Consider the following 19,243-nt stretch of genomic DNA (forward strand, 5'->3'; position numbering starts at 1 on the left):
GAGTCTGATCGTCCATTATTAGGATAACTTAATGAACTGCCCTCCATCAACTACCAGACAATGGCCCGTCATATAGCGCGAATCGCCGGAGGCGAGAAACAGCGCCGCATCGGCGATTTCATCCGGCTGTCCGACGCGCCCCATCGGGATCGTGTGCAAGTACGGCCCGAGCGCAACTGGGTTATCGATCAGCGGCTTGGTCAGCCGCGTCTCGATCATTCCCGGGCACAAGGCATTGACGCGTATGCCGAGCGGCGCCAGTTCGAGCGCCATCGACATGGTGAGCAAGTTGATGCCCCCTTTGGTCGCGTTGTAGTGCGCCTGATCCGCTTCCGCCGCAAGACCGTTTACGCTCGACATGTTGATAATCGAGCCGCCTTGCCCGCGTTTCACCATCTCCCGCGCGACAGCCTGACCGACGAGAAACGTGCCTTTCAGATTGATCGCCATGTGCTGCTCCCAGTCCTCTTCGCTGATGTCCAGGAAAGGGGAGGTGCGACAGATTCCCGCATTGTTGACCAGCACGTCAATCGTCCCCCACTGATCCTGAACCGTCCGAACCATGTTCGCCACATCGGCCGCCCTTTGCACATCGCCGCAAATCGCAATGGCGTCCCCGCCTTGCTCTTTGATTTCGGCAACTGCCTGCTCCAGCGTTTCCTTGTCCCGCCCCGTTATGGCAATGCAAGCTCCCTCAGCTCCGAAGCGGGCAGCAATCGCTTTGCCAATCCCCGCGGAGCCTCCCGTTATCAAAGCAATTTTGCCGCTTAGTCTCATCTCGTTAACCTCTCTTCTGTTCCTTCTTGCACCCGACCTGTCATACATCCACGAATTACAAGCCTGCCAACGCCCGATCGACCGACTCGAGCGTCGACTCAACTTCCGCTTCGCCATGTGACGCCGAAACATACCATAAGCCGCTTGCACGGACAAGCACGCCTTCCTCGAGCAACCGCTCGGCGAACCTGACATAGCGAGAGGCATCCCGCTTGTTGAACGAGACGAAATCTTCCACCTTGGTTTCATCCGTAAACATCAAGTGGAACACGGGGCCTGCCTGGTTGATCAAGCCGGGAATGCCTCGCTTGACCAGAAGCGATCGGATGCCCTGCACCAGCTTGTCGGCCGTTTGCTCCATCAGCTGGTATACCGAACCGCCGTTTTTGCCCAGTTCGCCAAGCGTTGCCAACGCCGCCGCCGTTGCCGCGCAGTTGCCGTTCAACGTGCCCAAATGGCTGACGGTTCCGTCTTCGATCAGCGCCATAATGTCTGCCTTTCCGGCCACGCCGCTGATCGCGATGCCTCCCCCCATCGCCTTGCCGATCGTGACCAGATCCGGCATCAGTCCAAACTTGCCATGAGCCCCTCCGAGACCGAGCCTGAAACCGGTAATCACTTCATCCATAATCATGACGATACCAAGCTCGTCGGTCAATTCACGCATCCGCTGCATATAGCCAGGCTTCGGATGGATGCAGCCAGAGTTGCACATCACGGGTTCCGTGATGACCGCCGCAATATCATCTTTTTCCTGCCGCAACACCGCTTCCAGCACTTCAGCGTCGTTCCAAGGCAGCAAGATGATGTCCTGCAGACTGAGCTCGCTTTGCCCTCCAGTACCGGGAACAATATGGCTGTCGGCAGCGCCGGCTGCCGCGGATTGCCGCATATCTGCGCTTGGAAACGAGGTGAAAATCGCATCCGACCAACCGTGGTAATGGCCGTGAAAGCGGACAACTTTCCGTTTGCCCGTGTAAGCTCGCGCAAGACGGAGCGCCAGCATGACGGCCTCTGTCCCTGAGCCGCTGAGCGCTACCCGTTCAGCGCAGGGAAGCAGTTCCGTCAGCAGCTTTGCGAGCTCGATCTCACCCTTATGCTGCAAGCCATACGTGACGCTGTTACGCAGCGCTTCGCCCACACCCTCCATCAAGGATGGATGAGCATGGCCGAGAATCAGCGGACCATAAGCGAGCAGATAATCGATATAGGCATTGCCGTCCACATCTCGGACGCGCGGCCCGCTGCCGGACTCCGCAAACAGGGGCGTCGGCTTCATCGCGCTGCGCAGCGAGGAGGCCACACCTCCAGACAAATAGCGTTTGGATTCGGCCAACAGCCGTTGTGATGTTTCATAATTTCTGGACATCTCTTGTCCCTCCTTCGATCAATCAAGAATCAGATTCGGCTCTGCGTCAAGCGGATAGGCCGGTCTCCGCACCTGACGATACTCGAAATGCCGTAAATTCGCACTGCAGCATCCAGGCGAATCGACGTGAATGACGCGTTTGGCGAACCGGCCGAACGCGGCTTGCCAAGCGATGGCCGATTTGACGACAATAATTTTGAAGTCTTCCGGCCATAAGCCGACGCTCCGGACATGACCCAAGTCCCATGGCGCTGCCCGCTTCTCCGTCAGCACCAGCGTCAACTGTCCACACTCGACGACTGCCGTGTTCCCCATGTCCGCCCGTCCGCCGGTCATATACGGACCGATATGCCGATATTTCCCGTCGAACAAGAGCCGCACCTTGCCGTTCACCATAACGGGTTCGCCATGCAGCCGATCGCTTTTTCCTCCGACCTTGCCTTCGAAGGTGGCGCCAATGCCGATCTCAAACGCACGGCGCACGGCCGCCTCGTCCCTGATGACGACTAGTGCCTTCTGCTGAACGTTCGTCAAGCAAGCCAGCACATGCGTCGCATCGGCAGGGGCGCCGCCGCCGACATTATCGGACCCCTCGGCGAGAATGACCGGGCCCAGCGGCTCGGCCAGCGCCGCAGAAACCGCGCTGGCCGGCGGCATTTGGTCGATCTCGAACAGGTCTTTCATTCCGATCGCCATCTGCGCGAGCTCGGAGGCGCAACGCTCAGCGAGCTCCTGATCGCCATCCGTCGTGACGATGAACGACATACCCGCATCCGCTACATCGCAATAAGGAAATCCGCCGACAACCGTCACGTTCAGTACATGGGGATTCGTTTCCATGTCAAACGCCCGATCCATGAGCAACTTCATGCTTCCCTCTTCAGTCATCATCGCCTGGGGAACGACCAGCATGCCCGTATGCGAATAAGAACGCACAGGTGAAATCTCCCGGCGAATGATCCGCACCAGAAGACCGAACGCCTCTTCTGCGCGCTCGTGCATATCGATGTGGGGATACGTATCGTAGCCAACGATTACGTCAGCAAGACGCACCATCGCGGGACTAACATTGCCGTGAAGATCAATCGTTATGGCGATTGGAAATGCGGCGCCGCGCTTTTCGCGGATTCTCCGCAGACATTCGCCTTCCAGATCGCCATACTGCTCGGACGCCATCGCACCGTGCATAATGAGCACGAGGCCGGAAGCTTCCGGGTCAATCGATGCCACAACCGCATCGATCAGCTCATCCGCCGCTTCGCTGCTCACCATCCCGCTGGGCGTAGCCGCCGCATATACCCCCGGCTTCAGCTCGATGCCATGAAGGTCAGCCGCATCGATGACACCGCCCATGGAGGTGCGGGTACCGCTGTAGCGTTCGTAGAATGCCTCGCGCCCTGCGACCCATTCTCCCTTGAAGTTCGCCAATTCCGTAAGCCCAGGCGCAAACGTATTGGTTTCATGCAAAATGCCCGCGACGGCGATCTGCACCGATTCCTGTGTAATCATGCCTTAACCTCCCTATCAGCCATTGCGCAAATTCCGCACCATTCCGCCGTCAGCTCCGCATACCATGCAATAAGGCTCAAGTAGCTGTCAATGTCCAAATACTCGTCAGGCGCATGCGCGTTGCCGCCTGTCGGACCGAGAACAAGCGCAGGCGTGCTGCTATACAGATTGAACATAAAGGCGTCGCAAGTGAAAGGCGCTCCCATCGGTTCGCCGCAAGGCTTCCCGAGCGAGCGTTCCCCCGCAGATGCGGCGACTTCAAGAAAAGTCCGGCTTCGCTCGTCATCCGGCAAAGCGCTCGCCTCGAGGTAACGAATCATCGGCGTAATAACGGGCCGGCATGAGCGAAGAATCGGGAACGCGTCAAGCCGGGACTCGTAAAACGACCAAAGCTCCCCGATGATCCCGTCCCCGGTCATCCCCGGATAGCCTTCGATCCAGAATCGCACCTCGCCGGTGTCGGACATTTCCGTCACTTCGCGATTCGGATCCCCGGTCACGATCTTAAGCGTGGCGACCTCCGCCTCCTTGCTGCTGCGCCACAACTCGGGCGCCGGATAGCGGTTTCGCAAATGATCTCCGAACTCCCGCAATAATCGAACAAAGTCAACTGCAGCATCCAGTGCGTTGACAATCTGTTCGCCGTTGAAGACGATGCCGTTCTTGCCTGTGAACGCTGCTTTCCAGGCACCACCCCCCAGGTGGGCCGGGTACAGCTTCAAATTGCTTGGCTCCGGGATGATCGCCATATCCGCATCCGGTCCATGTAACCGGGCAGCCAGCGCCCCATTGGAGCCGCCATACTCTTCATCGACGACGCTTTCGGCGATGACGTCGCCCTTTAGCTTAACGCCCAAATCGCGCAAGCAACGGATCGCCATGAGCGAGGCGGCCAAGCCGCCTTTCATATCGTATGCGCCGCGTCCATACAACTTGTCGTTCTCAATCACGCCGCTGAATGGAGGAAACCGCCATGGTTTTCTACCTTCGTGCACCGTATCTGCGTGGCTTGAAAACATCAGCGACCTGCCTCCCCCCTCGCCCCGGAATCGTCCGACGACGTTAGGTCTGTCGGCATAATCCCGGCCCTGCATATAGCCAGGATGAGCCTCGAGCCCCGGCACCGAACGGATGTCGTAAACTTCCACTTCTGCACCTTCCGACCTCAGCCATTCGGCCACCATGTGCTGGAAGGCCCGTTCGTTTCCATGAGGTGGATGATTCACGCTTTCAATCCTGACCAAGCATTGCGCAAGTTCAACCGCTTCTTCGCGATTCGTTTGAACCCACTGGCCGATACGTCGGGATAACGTTTCAAGCTCCACGCAATTCACCCTTTCGTTTCACCGCGCACGGTATGAACGTACGCAACGACATCGATTTCCACCAGATAGTCGCCAATGCCGCTTTGCACCGAGGTGCGCGCCGGAAACGGGCGCTTCATCACGCTTTCATACACCTTGTTATAGCCCGGGAAATCCTCCAGTCGCGAAAGATACGCGTTCACTTTGACGACATGATCGAGGGTCAAGCCCGCCGCAGCCAAGATGATCTCGATGTTGCGCAGAGACTGCAGAGTCTGCGTTTCGATTGTAGAGCCAACCACTTGGCGCGTTTCCGGATCGACACCTACTTGACCCGAAACATAGACGAAATCGCCAGCACGCAAGGCTTGTGAGAATGGGAGTGGAAAGTTAGGGGCTTGATCGGTATGAATCCATTGAGACATAGAGGTTTACTCCTTCGCTTATTTGATTTTGCCGCGTGCATCAACGGATATAGGGCGTTCAACGCCTTCGCCTCGCACACCGAGCAATTGGTCGTGCAAATTAGTGACCGTACAACAATGATTCGGGATGATCGAGACAACATCACCGATCCGCAGCGGGCAATCGGCCTCTGTCCGAACGATGCCGTGTTCCTCGCTCAGCCGTTCAATGACGGCGGACGGATACTCCGGCATATAGCCGTACCCGGGACGATGCACGCTGACATCTGTCGTCAGCGTCTTGGAGCCTGCGTCGATGATGACCGTTCCGGGACGCGGTGTGCTGACAACGGTCGCATAGATGCGCATTGCGCATTCCGCTTCCATAATCGTGCCGGGATAAAGCTGCGATCCGTCGCCGAACACATAAGCGCCCGGGCGAATTTCCGTTATGCCTGGAAGCTCTGCGGCAAATTTGCTGGTCGGGGTGGAGCCAACGCTGATCTCCTTCACGTCCATCCCTTGCAGCCGAAGCTGCTCCTGCGTCAGCAGCAGCGCATGTGCTTCCGCGTGCGCGACCTCCCGGCAGCCTTCCGCCGCCGGCATGCCGTACACATGTCCGGCATGAGTCATCAGCCCGATAAGGTCAAGCCCGGGCAGTTCACCGATGCGCAGCCCAAGTTCAGCGGACTCGGCGCCGGGCTCCCTTCCGCAGCGGTTCAGTCCGGAATTGACATCGAGATAAAGCGGAATCCGCACGCCCAGCGATTTCCCGAGCTCGGCCAATCCTGCAGCCGCCTCGATACTATCCACGCTGACGATCACCTTCGCCTTCTCCATGAGCGAGGCCAGCCTCGCGAGCTTGCTCTTGCCGATAATCGGATACGCGACCAAAATATCGCGAATCCCCGCATCTGCCATCACTTCTGCCTCGCCAAGCTTGGCAACGGTAATGCCGCAGGCGCCGAGTTCCAGTTGCCGTTTGGCAATCCAGACGCTTTTATGGGTCTTGATATGGGGTCTCAACTTCACGCCGGCTTGCGCCGCAATTTCCGCCGTTCGACGGAGGTTGTCCTCCAACCGGTCCAAGTCGATCACAACGGCCGGGGTCTCGAGATCCTTTAGAAACGATGACATATAGCCCCTCCACTCACAATAGAAATGTCAATAAGTCCTCGATCGATCAGCAGCGATTACCCTCCGAAACGGTTGGCAGGCAATCCTGCGACTCGTGTTCTAAGCCTGAACAGACCTCCTGCATGCGGTTGCCCACGCAAAGTCTGATCATCCAGCCCTTCTCTTGCCGTCGTGATAAACAATTCATCCAGTTTTTCGCCGCCAAATGCGCACGAGGTGACGAGTGATGCCGGTACAGGGACGATCTCCATCAGCTCGCCTGTATAAGGATTCCACCTGGAAACTTTGCTGCCTCCCCACTGCGCGACCCAAATCATCCCCTCCCTATCAACGGTCATACCGTCAGGGAGTCCATCGTCCTCTGGTATCGTCACAATCGTCCGCCGATTGCCTACCGTTCCTGCGGACAAATCAAAATCGAAGGCCGAAACCCGTTTCGTTACCGAATCGATATAATACATGATGGTATTATCAGGGCTCCAGTCTAGCCCGTTGGAAATTCCGACTTGTTCAACGACCGCTCGAACGCTCAAATCCGTGTCCAGGCAATATAAAGTTCCCGCTGCCTTGTCGCCCTTCATACTCATCGTTCCAGCCCACAGCCGTCCGAGGGCATCGCACTTGCCGTCATTGAAGCGATTGTCCGGCAAGTGGCCTTCAGGGTCGCACAGTTTCGTCAGGGCACCGCTTTTCGGATCGAAGAAATGGAAGCCGTCCTGCATGACCAGCATCAGCCCGCCGCTGCTTCTCGGGACGGCTGCCCCGATCAAGCGGTCAAATTCGGCTTCCTGATGAACACCCGTAACCGGCTGATACGTAAAAAGCTTTTTACCTGTGACATCGACCCAATACAGCACTCGGTTGTCGGCATCCCAACAAGGCCCTTCCCCGAGCTTCGCTCTTCCGGCTGCAATCAATTCCAGGCGATTATCCACCTTCCATCTCCTCCCCCGCTCATCTTCAAGCTTCCGCAATCATCCTGTTCGTCAGCGATCCCAGTTTCTCGATTTCAATGGTTACCATATCGCCGTCTTTCAGCCACACTTGTTTCTCTTCCGGATAGCCTAGTACGACGCCTTCCGGAGTGCCGGTGAGGATGATATCACCAGGCAGAAGTGTCATATGCTGTGAGATGTAACTAACGATCTCGTCACAATAAAAGATCATGTCGGACGTGTTGGAGTTTTGCCGCAGCTCACCGTTGACAGTGCTTCGGATCGACAGGTCGTTCGGGTTTCCAACTTCATCGGTAGTAACAAGGTACGGCCCGAGAGGGCTGAATCCGTCGCAGGATTTCCCCAGCAGCCACTGGTTTGTACGCATTTGCAGGTCGCGCGCAGACAAGTCGTTGACGCAACAGTAGCCAAAAACATGCTCGAGCGCAGCTTCCTTCGGTACATATTTCGCCGTTTTACCGATGACAATCGCGAGCTCCGCTTCGTAATCCACTTTCGCAGATACTTTGGGCAAGGCGACATCGGCCCCATGACCGGTAAGGGTGTTGTTGAACTTGTTGAACAGGATCGGGTACTGGGGAACCGCCATTTGCGATTCTTCCGCATGCTTCCGGTAATTGAGACCTACGCAGATGATTTTGCCCGGATGCGTCACACACGGTCCCATCGTCAAATTGGCTTCATCCAGCAGCAACGAGGAACTGTCTGCATCAGCAAGAATCCGCTCAACAAACTGATCGAGATTGTTCAGCGCTTCCGCCCCGCCTGCAATCGCATCCATCATCGTCAGCGGGACAAGGTTATCCTGGGAAGCCGTCGAGATCGCGCTCGTCACATCAAGCACGCCTTTTCTGGTATGGACCCCAAAATGCAGCTCCATTCCCTTGAAAAAAGTAAGTAATTTCATAACATCCCTCGCTTTGTTTCATCAAACGAAACCAATGTTTCATTTAAAACATAACATAACGGAATTATCTTGTAAATCACTTTTCGATGCCATGCCAATCCCTGTTGTACGAGTGGCTCACGACCTAATTTTTAACTCCTCTCAGATAACCAAAGCCCGTTAATTTTAAAAAAAGGAGTAATAAGAATCGAGCAGAAAAGAAAGTCTCTGGGTAGAAGAGTCTCCCAACTTGTGGCCGAACCCCCACAGAACCCGACGGGTAGTGGTGCAAAGCTCTAATACATGATAACGTAACTGATAATGAAGACATGGGATGGAGCAACTTATGGAAACCAAATTGGATTTATTTAAATGGAAGCAATATGAGTCAGCAATCATTTTACTAACCGTGCGATGGTATTTAAAATATAGTTTAAGTTATCGAGACATCGTAGAAATAATGAGTGAGCGGGGATTAGAGATTTCCCATACGACGATCATGAGATGGGTCCATGAGTTTGGGCCCGAAATAGACAAACGAATCCGCCCCTATTTAAAACCCACAAATGATTCGTACAGAACGGACGAAACGTACATCAAAGTCAATGGAAGTATTTATATAGAGCGGTTGATTCTATGAGGAAAACGATTGATTTTATGTTATCCGAAAATCGAGATATGCCAGCAGCTAAGCGTTTCTTCACAAAAGCATTCACCTCACCACATAATCAATTACCACGTGTGATCACTTTGGATAAAAACCCGACATATCCACCAGCCATACAAGAATTAATAAATGAAAAAGCCATGCCTAAAGGAACTTTGGTTAGACAGACAAAGTATTTAAACAACATTGTGGAGCAAGATCATCGATTCATAAAGAAAATCACAAAACCAATGCTTGGTTTCAAAACGTTTCACACTGCAGAGCAGACGTTGAGGGGAATCGAGGCTATGCATATGATTAGTAAAGGGCAGGCGGAAAATAATTCGTCTGTCCTATCTTCCGTAGAATGGCTCAATAAAATATTTGGTATAGTGGCATAGTTAAATTACAATTTATAGGTATTTTCTATCCATTTTATATTCTTGCACCACAACCGTTCGCGGCCTGATCGAGTTTAAAGAATACCGCTCCGCGCTTCGTATTTGCCTGGGCCGTAAAGACGACCTCGACCTTCGTCCAATCGCCGGTTTTCGCCGCTTCCGTCCACGTGTAGGTCATAGACGCACCGCCGGCGTCGATTTGGCGCACGCCAAGTGCAACCGAGCCTGCAGTCGCTTCTGTCTTCACCCAGCCCGTCAGCTTATATTTGGCTCCGGGAACAAGCGGCCATCAGCATGGAAGCATTGCATTGTACGTATGATGAACCTAGGCAAAACGCGCATATCCTCAGCAAAAGGATATACGCGTTTTTCACTACGGCGTTGGAATGATTTCAAGCTTCACGTCGTCGAACCATGCAGGCGCTCCAACGTTTGGCTCTAATCTCAAATAAACCTGGAGAATCGTTGCATCTGCTCGGGGGACAAGTTCTAATTCAAGGTACTGCCATCCCGGACCAGAGGTGCTGATCGGCGTATAGCTATAACTCAAGGATGCACTCGTCTGATTCGTTTGGCGTAAGCCAAATCTTGCTTTGCTATTTTCGCTGTACACCCACCCGCTCAAACGATATTTAGCTCCGGGAGTAATCGCAACATTGTGTGAACGGCCTTCTATCGCTAGTCCCGGATTCCCCGGATCAGGCGTCGCTTTGACAGCATAGCTTCCGCTATGCGCCTGCTCATTCGATCGCTCCATTTTTGTCGAGGACCAATCGCTTGGAAGTAAGGGATTCGTCGTACTCACCTTTTCAAAGCTGGGATTATTCAACAAGTTTGCGTAATACGCTACCTTGAGTCTTGTATGCAGCGCATCCTTGCCGCCCATTCCCAAACGAATTTCCACGAAGTAGTCGCCTTCTCCCAATCCCACAGGGACGGTTAATGTTCCTTCTACCATCAACGACTGGTTGGCAGGAATCGTAACCGGGCTGGCAAACTGGAGTTGAATCCCATTCGCCCCCGTGCCGGAAAGCTCAACATTCAGAGGGACGGAACCATTATTTTTGATCGTTACTGGAACCTTATACGTCCCTGCACGCGTAACCTTGATCTCTTCACTTGAGAGCTGAAGATTAATCTGTTTTCTGATCAGCGCATACGCTCCGTCAACGATAGCCTGACTGTCGGCTTCGCCTAATACGTCAGTAGACCGAAGCCGCTCCGCTTCTGCGATGAAATCAGCAAGAAGATCTACATAGGGTTCAATCTCATTCCGCTGATATTTTTGATCGGCCGATTCGAGTAATCCAAGCATCGGCTGAGCTTGGGCGCCGGTCAACTTCTCTGCAAGGATATAGCCATTTACAACGTCAATCAAATTTGCTGCGCCGCCGTTTCGAGCTTGATAAACCCCAAGGTCATCCAAATAGACGGTGGCATCTTCTGCATTACTAACTTGCGTGTTGATTAGAATATTTTGAATATCGCGACCGTTAATTTGCGCTGGCATTTCTTCCAAGAAGTTGATCTCCGTCCATTGCCCGGCATGATCGGCTAATATTATCGATTTGGAGAAATACACCAATTTATCCTTCCCGGTATGGAGCTCAATGACGATTTGAACGATCCCTTTGCTGGTTATCCCTGCCGGCGTGAAAAATTTGACGGAAGAAGCCAATAATCCCGGATTAACATCCACAAACTTCCACACACCAGCTTGCTTGGCGTTTGTGAAACGCAAACTGTGTGTTCCGCTAAACGACTGTTCATCCGTAACTTCGATATTCGCCTTATTATCCGGCCGCCATTTATTCCAAGTAGGAATACCAGACTCCTCGAATGAAGCATCGACAGCTAAAGACTGCCCGATATTGGTGCGATCTAGCAAATTCGCGAATTCGCGAAGCTTCGGCTTGGAAGCGTCTTTCTGGAAAGCGTGAATGCGTTGCATAATCGCGTTATTCTCATCCAAAGGACCGTGATCCTCTAGGTAATGTTTGACATGCCATAGTTCATCTGCATTCCAACCGGACCAAGTTTCCCCGTATGAAATCKGATCGGCAGGGTATCTTAGCGTCGGGCTTTGGTTATATTCGGCAATGAGTTCCGGCCGGCGCTTCACCAACTTTAATCGATCTTCTAATGTTTGTTCCATATCGTTCAACAGTGCCAACACGTCGTTATCGCTAGTCGGCTTTTGGATCTGACGCGGATAAGAGAGCCCAGAAGCTTCGTAATATTCCAATTGGCGCAATAACTGCCCCGCTCTTGTTTTTTGTTGCGCCGTCTGAGCCTTAGTGAGTACCGATTCAAGCAAGGAGCGACTTTGAATGAGCTCGTCTCTTGCAAGCGCTAAATACGAGTCATTTCTCATCGATAAGTAGGTGTCATCCTTGGAAGCTTGGAACCAGGATGACTGTGTTGCCTTCGTTCTCCAGAATTGTTCCCACAGATCAAAATACTTTCTCAAGTACGGAGCCGCTTCCAGACCTACCGCTGCTTGATACCAATGATCGAGTAATGTATCCGCACTCTGCTCCATACTCCAGCCGAGCTTGGCGATGAGCCAGGGCTGAGGGCCGTCCCCGAGCACAGGATGCATATCCCAGTGGTGTACGAGCACATTTTTCTCCTGTGCATACGTGTACAACTCTTCTAGCAGATGCGGATAAACACGCGGAAGCGGATATACATAACTCAGCATGTAATCATACCAGCCCAATTGTGTCGCCTTTTCACTCCAAGCTTCCATATGCGCTTTGCCTCGCGCTTCCACTTCCGGGTCAACCCAGGCTAACCGATCCTTCGTTATCACAGGAATGACACGCGGGTTCAACTTGAACGAAGGAACATCCGCAACTTCCTCATACGCATAAACACCAAACCATTTGTCCGGATAGTCCGCCAGTACACCTTCGGCAACCTCATTCACCCATTTGTAATAAATGTCCGACATGTCCTGCCTGCCGACTGAATTGACCTTGTTCGGATATAAAGGATGAGCAGGACTTCCTTCGCAATAGCCCCCTATATCGTTAACAGCAAGAGAGAAAGAATTTGCTTTCGGATTATTTCGGAAGAACTCTTTTATATTGTATACCGCTTCTGTAACAGTAGCCGGATTGCTGTAACACGGCTGCCATCCCACGTCTGCACCAGGAGCAGGCGGCTTATTATTCGGATAAAAATTCGGATACTTTGTCGTATCTCCATATTTCTGAACCGGGAAAACATTGAAAAGGTTATGGCCAAGTGCGATGTCAGATGCCGAAATCGTCCGGTTCTGGCGTTGCCAATCTGTACGAAGCGTGCCATAAACCGACTCGCTGCCCATATTCATCGTGCGCTTTAACGAGAACGCTGTTGGCTCATCTTTCCAACGTTCGTTTGGCAGAAGCAGTTCGTCCAGATGCGGAACATCAACCCACTCTTCCCCCGGAAATAGCCACGTAACACCTACATATTTCTCCAAAAAGGCGTATGCGCCATTACGTGTTCCAATCAGCGTCGGACTTGCGATGATCAACTGGTTGTTATCAGGAACGATTATAAATCCGTCAGGATGCAAAGCTCCCACTTCATCTGCAAGTTCCCGATCTTCGGTGTAGGAGCCGGCTCCAATCCGTATCGTAACCGTAGAGGGATCCAACATCATCCCTTCCAGTTGATCGACCGTATATACCGATAGTGTTACGCCAGTCGCACGACCGATATAGTCAGCAATTGCCGCTGTCGCTTCGTTTATTTCCCTATCGCTCTGCACCGGCTTGACAATGACAGCATGGGCTTGCCCTTGCGAGACGATGGCCAAAGGTTTCGCAGTAGGCGCAGTCGATGGTGTCGGTGCAGATGGGGTATCGTTGCCATTATCACCGCCATTGGTCGTTGGCGTTGGCGACGGCGATGTCGAACCTGCTCCCTCCACCTTATCCGGTTTCTTCTCGAATGTTGAAGCTTTCGCCTGTTCGCTTATGACAGCTTTTTGGATCTGGCCTTTTCCTGTAACTTTGGCCACTGCCTCCAACAAAAGAGACACAATCGTCGATCCCTCGCCGACATTCAACTGGACTCCCTTGCTTTTCGCTGTCGTCGTTCCTTCAATCGTCACATTTTCCAGGAATACTTCACCTGCGCCGATTCCTTCAGCCAGAATCAGGTTGCCGGTTATTCGCATATTCCGCAAGGAAATGCCGGCAGCATTTACCACAACGTCCCGTCTGACGGTTTCGACTCCTTCGGACGGTCCGTATGTTCCCTCTTGATCGTAGGTCGCCGTATATCTTACTGCAACTGTGCGGTCTAGGATAACGACAGCCTCTGCACGGGTAATCGGCGCTTCCGGTTTAAATTTGCCGTCTTCATATCCTTCCAATAAGCCGGCATTGGCCGCCGCCCCTACGGCCTCCCTGCTCCATTCGGCAATGGCGCTTGTATCGCTAAATCGACCGGTAGCGGCGCGATAGACCGTACCGTCCAACCGGATCAGCCTGGCAATCATGATAGCCGTCTCCTGACGGCTAATCGGACGATCCGCACCGATCGTTCCGTCTTCATATCCTTCGATATATCCGGCGGCAACCGCCTTGGCTACTTCATCATAGGCCCAATTAGAAGCTGCCAGATCCCGAAAATGGATGGGTACCTTCTCGGTAAATCCGAATGATCGGTTGACAAATGCCATAAACTCCAAACGGGTTACGATGTTGTCCGGCTGGAACGCACCATCCGCATACCCTTGAATATATCCCCGGGCAGACCAATCCAACAGTTGCTTTTCCGCCCAATGTCCTTTAATGTCAGTCAAATTGCCAGAATCCGAATTTTCCGCGCCATGCGCTACAGACCCCAGATTCAATACGGATTCAAATGAAGGAAGCATCAGACTCAAAATAAGCAATAGAATAAACTTCGTTCCGATAAACCGAATTCGTTGCATCTTGAACCTCCCGTTTCTAAGTAATCGATTTCCCTTATTCCGCAAAACCTATAAATTAAGCCAATTAAAACGAATTTCCCTTTCTTCCATATACACCTCCTCCTCAAAGTACTGTTTCAAGCGAAACGGACCAAACCAAATCGAATGATTTAATGGAGATCCAGCATCACATTCCCGGAAGGTATTGTAAGCGACGTGTTCACTTTCAAAGGTTTTTGCACGGTATCGTCTGAAAAGCACTCCGAGTAATAATAATTTGTTCCTGCCCGGACAATCCAAACAAACGTATTAGTCGAGGTTATGACATCATTTACATTATAAAAAACGCAACCCTTGAACAACGTAGTCGGCTTTATTGTTCCTTCTTCTTGAATACGGACAATATAATCGGAAGTATCGATATCCTTTTCAAAGCGGCAATTAACAAATTCAAGAAGTATATTTTTATTTTCAGCTGTTCTCGCAATGAATATCATTTGTGTGCCTGATAAAGCAAACCTTACATCATCAAAAAGGATCCGTCCGGTTGTCGTGAGATGCATTCCTCCGAAGACGGAACATTTGTGAAATTGGATCTCAGCTGTCGCAGAGAAACCTCCAAATACATGATTATTTCCCAAAAACTTACAATTGTCAAAATAGGCCCCCAGAAAATTAAAGAGCATCGGAATCGCCAAGAAACTATTCGCTGCTTTCAATAATGGAGTACCATTAAGCGCTTTCAAATAAAGCGGTTCGGAAGTGGCGACGCAGGTGCATCGGTCGATATGCATATGAAACTTGGCTTGATTGTACACAACGATATCTCCGGAGGATGACGCACTTGATGCGAATGCATTCATATCCATTCCGTTATGATCGAACGTGCAATTACTGATTTGAATCGTTGATTGAGATTCGTTGCCGCTACATATAATTCCCACGGCCAGCTGTCCGGGCGCGCTTACGCGCAATTGGATCGAACATTCATTCAGCCTCACCACATCGTTCGGATGGCACGCATTTACCGCAACTCCATATCTGGAGCCCGTTACGTAACAACCGGAGCATGTGACTGAAAAACAATTGGCCAGACTATCGTCTGCGATAACCCCATACAAATTATCGATAGCGATACAAGAGTCAAGCACGAAAGCCGCCGCTGCCGATTCATGGAGTCGGTTGGCCCCCGGCGCTACCGTAAAGCCGCTTTGGGTGTTATTTTCGGCCACGCATTGGGAATACGTTACGTTCTCCGAATTTTCGGCCCAAAATCCAGTATTATATTCGCCTCCTCCGTAAAGCTTGGACTGATCATGTCCGAAACGAGCGTAACATTGCGAGTAAGACAGATTGGTACTCTTACTTTCAGAGACGAACCCGATGCGCGTATAGTCTTCGGCCAAACAGCGGTCAAATTTGACATTGCGGCTACCGACCACGTAAACAGCGTCACCGAAATTTCCTCTGGCTTTTCTCATCGTACAATCGACGACCGTAACCGAATTACAACTTTCAACCCTCAACGTCGACATCACGCTATTTTGGAATACACACTGCTGCAGGTGAATGTTACTGCTGCTGTATACAACAAAAGCAAGGGCACCGGTAAAAGAATCGTAGTTGGAACTGCTCCAAGCCACCGGATCCGGGCTTACCGCTCCATCGAACGTCAATCCCGCGATTTCGATGCCGTTTTGTCCGGTTATTCTCAAAAAGTTGTATCTATTGGATCCCGGCGAATTATTTTTTACGGTTGCTCCTTCGTAGCTGAACCACGAGGTATGGAGCAATAATCCGTAAGTCATGTAAGTTCCTGATGGAAAATATAAACGTTTGGACAATGCTGCGGCCGTATTATCGGCGTTCTGAACCAACACGGTATCATCCGTCAGCCCGTCTCCCTTGGCGCCGAACCATTTCACATTCACAAAATCCGTAGTAATGATGCGCTTGTATCGGACGCCGGATGCCGAGACGACAACAGTTCCCGTATTATCAGTCGAAACCGTATCGGACGCATCGCCAATAAAATGTCCTTCTTGTCCGGCATCCGTTATGTAATACAAATCGTCGGACAGCGGTTCTGAACTGGCTCTCAAATCGGCCAATTTAATAGGGATGCAACAGGTACCAGCCCAACCAACGCCCGAACCGTAAACTGATTGCGTCACCGTATTTCCATTACCATTACCATTTCCGAACACGCTTTTTTGTCCGAACATGGTTGAAGCCACAGTCGCTGCACCTACAATACCGATGGAAGCAATTAGTTTCCTCCGGCTAATTCTATTTTCAATTCCCGCCTGTTGCATACCCGAATCAGATTCGAACGTATCGCTCGGCATGTTTTATCCCTCCTATGAATATGAATGAAAGTGATTTTGTTAAAGGCGATTTTTCAAATGTGGATTCAGGGGGCGATTCACCGATGATTCGTCGTTTGTTCCGCTCAGGATGCGGAATGATCTCCTTTCATTTATGATTTAGACACGGGGAAACCAACCATCCCATTCCGGAAACAGCCAGTAACTTCCATGTCTTTGTCCTGAATGGAACCTCAGTCTTCTTGGAAGACCATTCGAATCAAGGCATCCCTATATTCGGGATTACATGAAGCCTGCGTTCTTGCATGAAGAACCGCACTCCCTATTACGCTTCCAATCACAGCACGAAGCGGAGCTTGTTTGCATCGCACGTTTACCCTTTCAGCCCGGTAGAAGCGATCCCCTCTACGAACAGCTTTTGCGCGATGATGAAAATAATAATGACCGGAATCGTGACGATCACCGCGCCGGCCATTAGCAGCTGGGGCTCAACKCCGACGTCGTTACTCAGGAAGAGCAGGCCGAGCGGCAGCGTAAACATCTTTTTTGTCATGCAGGTATAAGAGCGGCCCCATCGTATTGCTCCAAACGCCCATGAACGTAAATACCCCGAGCGCCGACAAGGCCGAACGCGACAATGGAAAATAGATACGCCACAGCACCCACCAAGGTCCGCAGCCGTCGATCGTCATCGCTTCGAACAGTTCTCTCGGCACGTTTTTGTAAAACTGATGTAACAGGAAAATGCCGAACGCGCCGGCCAGGAAGCTCGGAACGATAAGCGGCATATACGTGTCAAGCCCGCCAAGCGATTTCCAAATGAAATAGCCCGGTATCATCGTCACCTGCGCCGGCAGCATGAGCGTGGAAAGCATCGCGAGATAGAGCGGTTTTTTCAGCCTGAAGTTGAACATCGCCAAACCGAAAGCAACCATCGCGCAAGACAGCAGGGTGCCGATAATATCAAGCGTGACGATGAAAAAGCTGTTGAGCATATAGCGCGCAAAGTCCACCTTGATCCATACCGTCGAATAAAAGCTCCAATCGATCGGATTCGGAATCCACTGCGGAGGTAGCTTCATCACGTTTCCACTTGACTTGAGCGAGGTGACGACCATCCAATAGAACGGCATCAGCATCACGAGCCCGCCAATGATCAACAGAATATGAATGATTCCGTTCTTCCATGAAATCCGTTTACTCATAATGAACCCACCTCTTCTCAAACCATTTCTGCACGAGCGTAACCGAGATGATCAACGCGAACAACGCCCAGGACATGGCGGAAGCGTAGCCCATTTTCGATGTCAGGAAGGCATCCCTGTAAATCAGGATGTTTGGAGTCAGCTTCTGATCCGAGACGATATCGGGCGAAGAGAACTCTGCCGCAAATCCCCGATCGCGACTTGCTCTCCGCTCGCAATCGAGACGTTGGCCGCCGCGCCGATCAACATAGACATCGCTCCCGCATGCGAGCCAGCCATTTGACCAAGTGGGTCTGCCAAGTCGCCAGCAAAAATCATCCGCCGCAAACGCTGGTCGCCGCCGCCATGAGCGCCGGTTGCTTTAGCGGCTTGCATGGTCAGCAATTCTCCCGCGCGATTGAAAATACGGATCACATTGTTCGGTTCTTGCAAGCCAAGGCCGCTATGATAATCCTCCGCCTCGATTCGGCCTTTCGTGCCGACGAACGTTGCCCTCCAACCCTCATAAGGGCTATAGGCGTTGAGCGAATACGATAGTTGCGTCCCCTTCTTATACTTGACATTTAGCGACATCGTGTCATAAATATCAATGTCCTCTCCGAACACGCACTGATCCCGGAAATACCCGTCATGCGCTTCTGCATCCTTATAGAACGATTTCGTAAACGGATCGGCTGTGACATCGTAGTAAAAATCGCATGTGCTCGTATGCGCACAAGTCGAGCACGTATGGCCGCGCTGTTCGCGGGTCGGACCGTAGAACAGCCGCGCCCCGTTGGCATAAACTGTGTCCGGCTCGTCGTCCAACCACCAATTGACCATGTCGAAATGATGCGTCGACTTGTGGATAAGCAGACCGCCGCTATTGCTCATCTGCCGATGCCAGCGCCGAAAATAATCCGCACCATGATCCGTATCAAGCGACCAGTTCAAGGTTACGTGCAGGATGTCGCCGATCGCGCCTTCCTTCAGCAACTCCTTGATCCGGACAACATACGGCATAAACCGGCAGTTGAACGTGACGATGACTTTGCGACCCGTCCGTTGCTCCGCCTCAATGATCGCGCGGCACTTCTCCGCGTCCGTCGTCATCGGCTTCTCGGAGATCGCGTTGCAGCCCGCCTCCAGCGTCCGAATAATGTATTCGTGATGCAAGCTGTCAGGCGTCGTAACGATCACCGCGTCCGGCTTCGTTGCCGCAAGCATCACGTCGAAATCGTCAAACACCGGCACGTTCCCGGCTTGCTCGCTCAAAACGCTCGCCCGAACCGGATTAATGTCGCATACCCCAACCAGATCGGCAAAAGGTTTCAGTTCCGTGACAAGCGGTCTTGCGAACATGCTGAGCGCTCGACCGCCGGCCCCTATGATGACGTATTTTTTCATGGCGGTTTCTCCCTTTTCTCT

Annotated in this window: 12 protein-coding genes and 2 pseudogenes; 1 reads left to right on the top strand and 13 read right to left on the bottom strand. The window is 52.1% G+C overall.

What is annotated here, in order from left to right:
• Positions 1-18 precede the first annotated feature (18 nt).
• From AC1DLM_RS19255 to AC1DLM_RS19290, 8 genes are read right to left on the bottom strand one after another with little or no spacing between them, the layout of a single operon-like run.
• Positions 19-777 carry an SDR family NAD(P)-dependent oxidoreductase gene (locus AC1DLM_RS19255; RefSeq protein WP_441988390.1) on the bottom strand — a complete coding sequence of 253 codons (759 nt, stop codon included), beginning with the start codon at positions 775-777 and terminating at the stop codon, positions 19-21.
• Positions 778-832: 55 nt separating this feature from the next.
• The gene (locus AC1DLM_RS19260) at positions 833-2,146 is read right to left on the bottom strand and encodes an aspartate aminotransferase family protein (protein ID WP_441988389.1); all 1,314 of its coding nucleotides are present in this window, start codon (positions 2,144-2,146) and stop codon (positions 833-835) included.
• 18 nt (positions 2,147-2,164) lie between these two features.
• The gene (locus AC1DLM_RS19265) at positions 2,165-3,655 is read right to left on the bottom strand and encodes a M81 family metallopeptidase (protein WP_477570883.1); all 1,491 of its coding nucleotides are present in this window, start codon (positions 3,653-3,655) and stop codon (positions 2,165-2,167) included.
• Positions 3,652-4,980, bottom strand: coding sequence for a M20 family metallopeptidase (locus AC1DLM_RS19270; RefSeq protein ID WP_441988387.1), 1,329 nt, complete (start codon positions 4,978-4,980; stop codon positions 3,652-3,654). Before AC1DLM_RS19270 ends, AC1DLM_RS19265 begins: the two co-directional genes overlap by 4 nt.
• A 5-nt stretch (positions 4,981-4,985) precedes the next feature.
• Complete coding sequence (locus AC1DLM_RS19275) at positions 4,986-5,384, bottom strand: RidA family protein (protein WP_441988386.1); 399 nt, start codon at positions 5,382-5,384, stop codon at positions 4,986-4,988.
• Between the two features lie 18 nt (positions 5,385-5,402).
• On the bottom strand, positions 5,403-6,500 hold the full coding sequence (locus AC1DLM_RS19280; RefSeq protein WP_477570884.1) for an alanine racemase: 1,098 nt from the start codon (positions 6,498-6,500) through the stop codon (positions 5,403-5,405).
• 56 nt (positions 6,501-6,556) lie between these two features.
• On the bottom strand, positions 6,557-7,435 hold the full coding sequence (locus tag AC1DLM_RS19285) for an SMP-30/gluconolactonase/LRE family protein (RefSeq protein ID WP_441988384.1): 879 nt from the start codon (positions 7,433-7,435) through the stop codon (positions 6,557-6,559).
• A 25-nt stretch (positions 7,436-7,460) separates the two neighbouring features.
• Positions 7,461-8,363, bottom strand: coding sequence for a fumarylacetoacetate hydrolase family protein (locus tag AC1DLM_RS19290; protein WP_477570885.1), 903 nt, complete (start codon positions 8,361-8,363; stop codon positions 7,461-7,463).
• Positions 8,364-8,688: 325 nt separating this feature from the next.
• On the opposite strand from AC1DLM_RS19290, the pseudogene AC1DLM_RS19295 reads away from it, so the two are divergent.
• A pseudogene (locus AC1DLM_RS19295) lies at positions 8,689-9,389 on the top strand (IS6 family transposase).
• A 34-nt stretch (positions 9,390-9,423) separates the two neighbouring features.
• On the opposite strand, the pseudogene AC1DLM_RS19300 reads toward AC1DLM_RS19295, so the two are convergent.
• The 5 genes and pseudogenes from AC1DLM_RS19300 to AC1DLM_RS19320 all read right to left on the bottom strand — a co-directional run.
• A pseudogene (locus tag AC1DLM_RS19300) lies at positions 9,424-9,660 on the bottom strand (carbohydrate binding domain-containing protein); the annotation flags it as partial.
• Positions 9,661-9,762: 102 nt separating this feature from the next.
• A complete protein-coding gene (locus AC1DLM_RS19305) occupies positions 9,763-14,325 on the bottom strand; it encodes a DUF4838 domain-containing protein (RefSeq protein ID WP_477570886.1) in 4,563 nt (1,520 codons plus the stop codon).
• 149 nt (positions 14,326-14,474) lie between these two features.
• Complete coding sequence (locus AC1DLM_RS19310) at positions 14,475-16,652, bottom strand: glycosyl hydrolase family 28-related protein (RefSeq protein WP_441988381.1); 2,178 nt, start codon at positions 16,650-16,652, stop codon at positions 14,475-14,477.
• Positions 16,653-17,134: 482 nt separating this feature from the next.
• On the bottom strand, positions 17,135-17,836 hold the full coding sequence (locus AC1DLM_RS19315) for a carbohydrate ABC transporter permease (protein ID WP_477570887.1): 702 nt from the start codon (positions 17,834-17,836) through the stop codon (positions 17,135-17,137).
• Between the two features lie 138 nt (positions 17,837-17,974).
• Complete coding sequence (locus AC1DLM_RS19320; protein ID WP_441988378.1) at positions 17,975-19,222, bottom strand: Gfo/Idh/MocA family protein; 1,248 nt, start codon at positions 19,220-19,222, stop codon at positions 17,975-17,977.
• Between the last annotated feature and the right edge of the window lie 21 nt (positions 19,223-19,243).

Source organism: Paenibacillus sp. 01T442 (assembly GCF_056398345.1).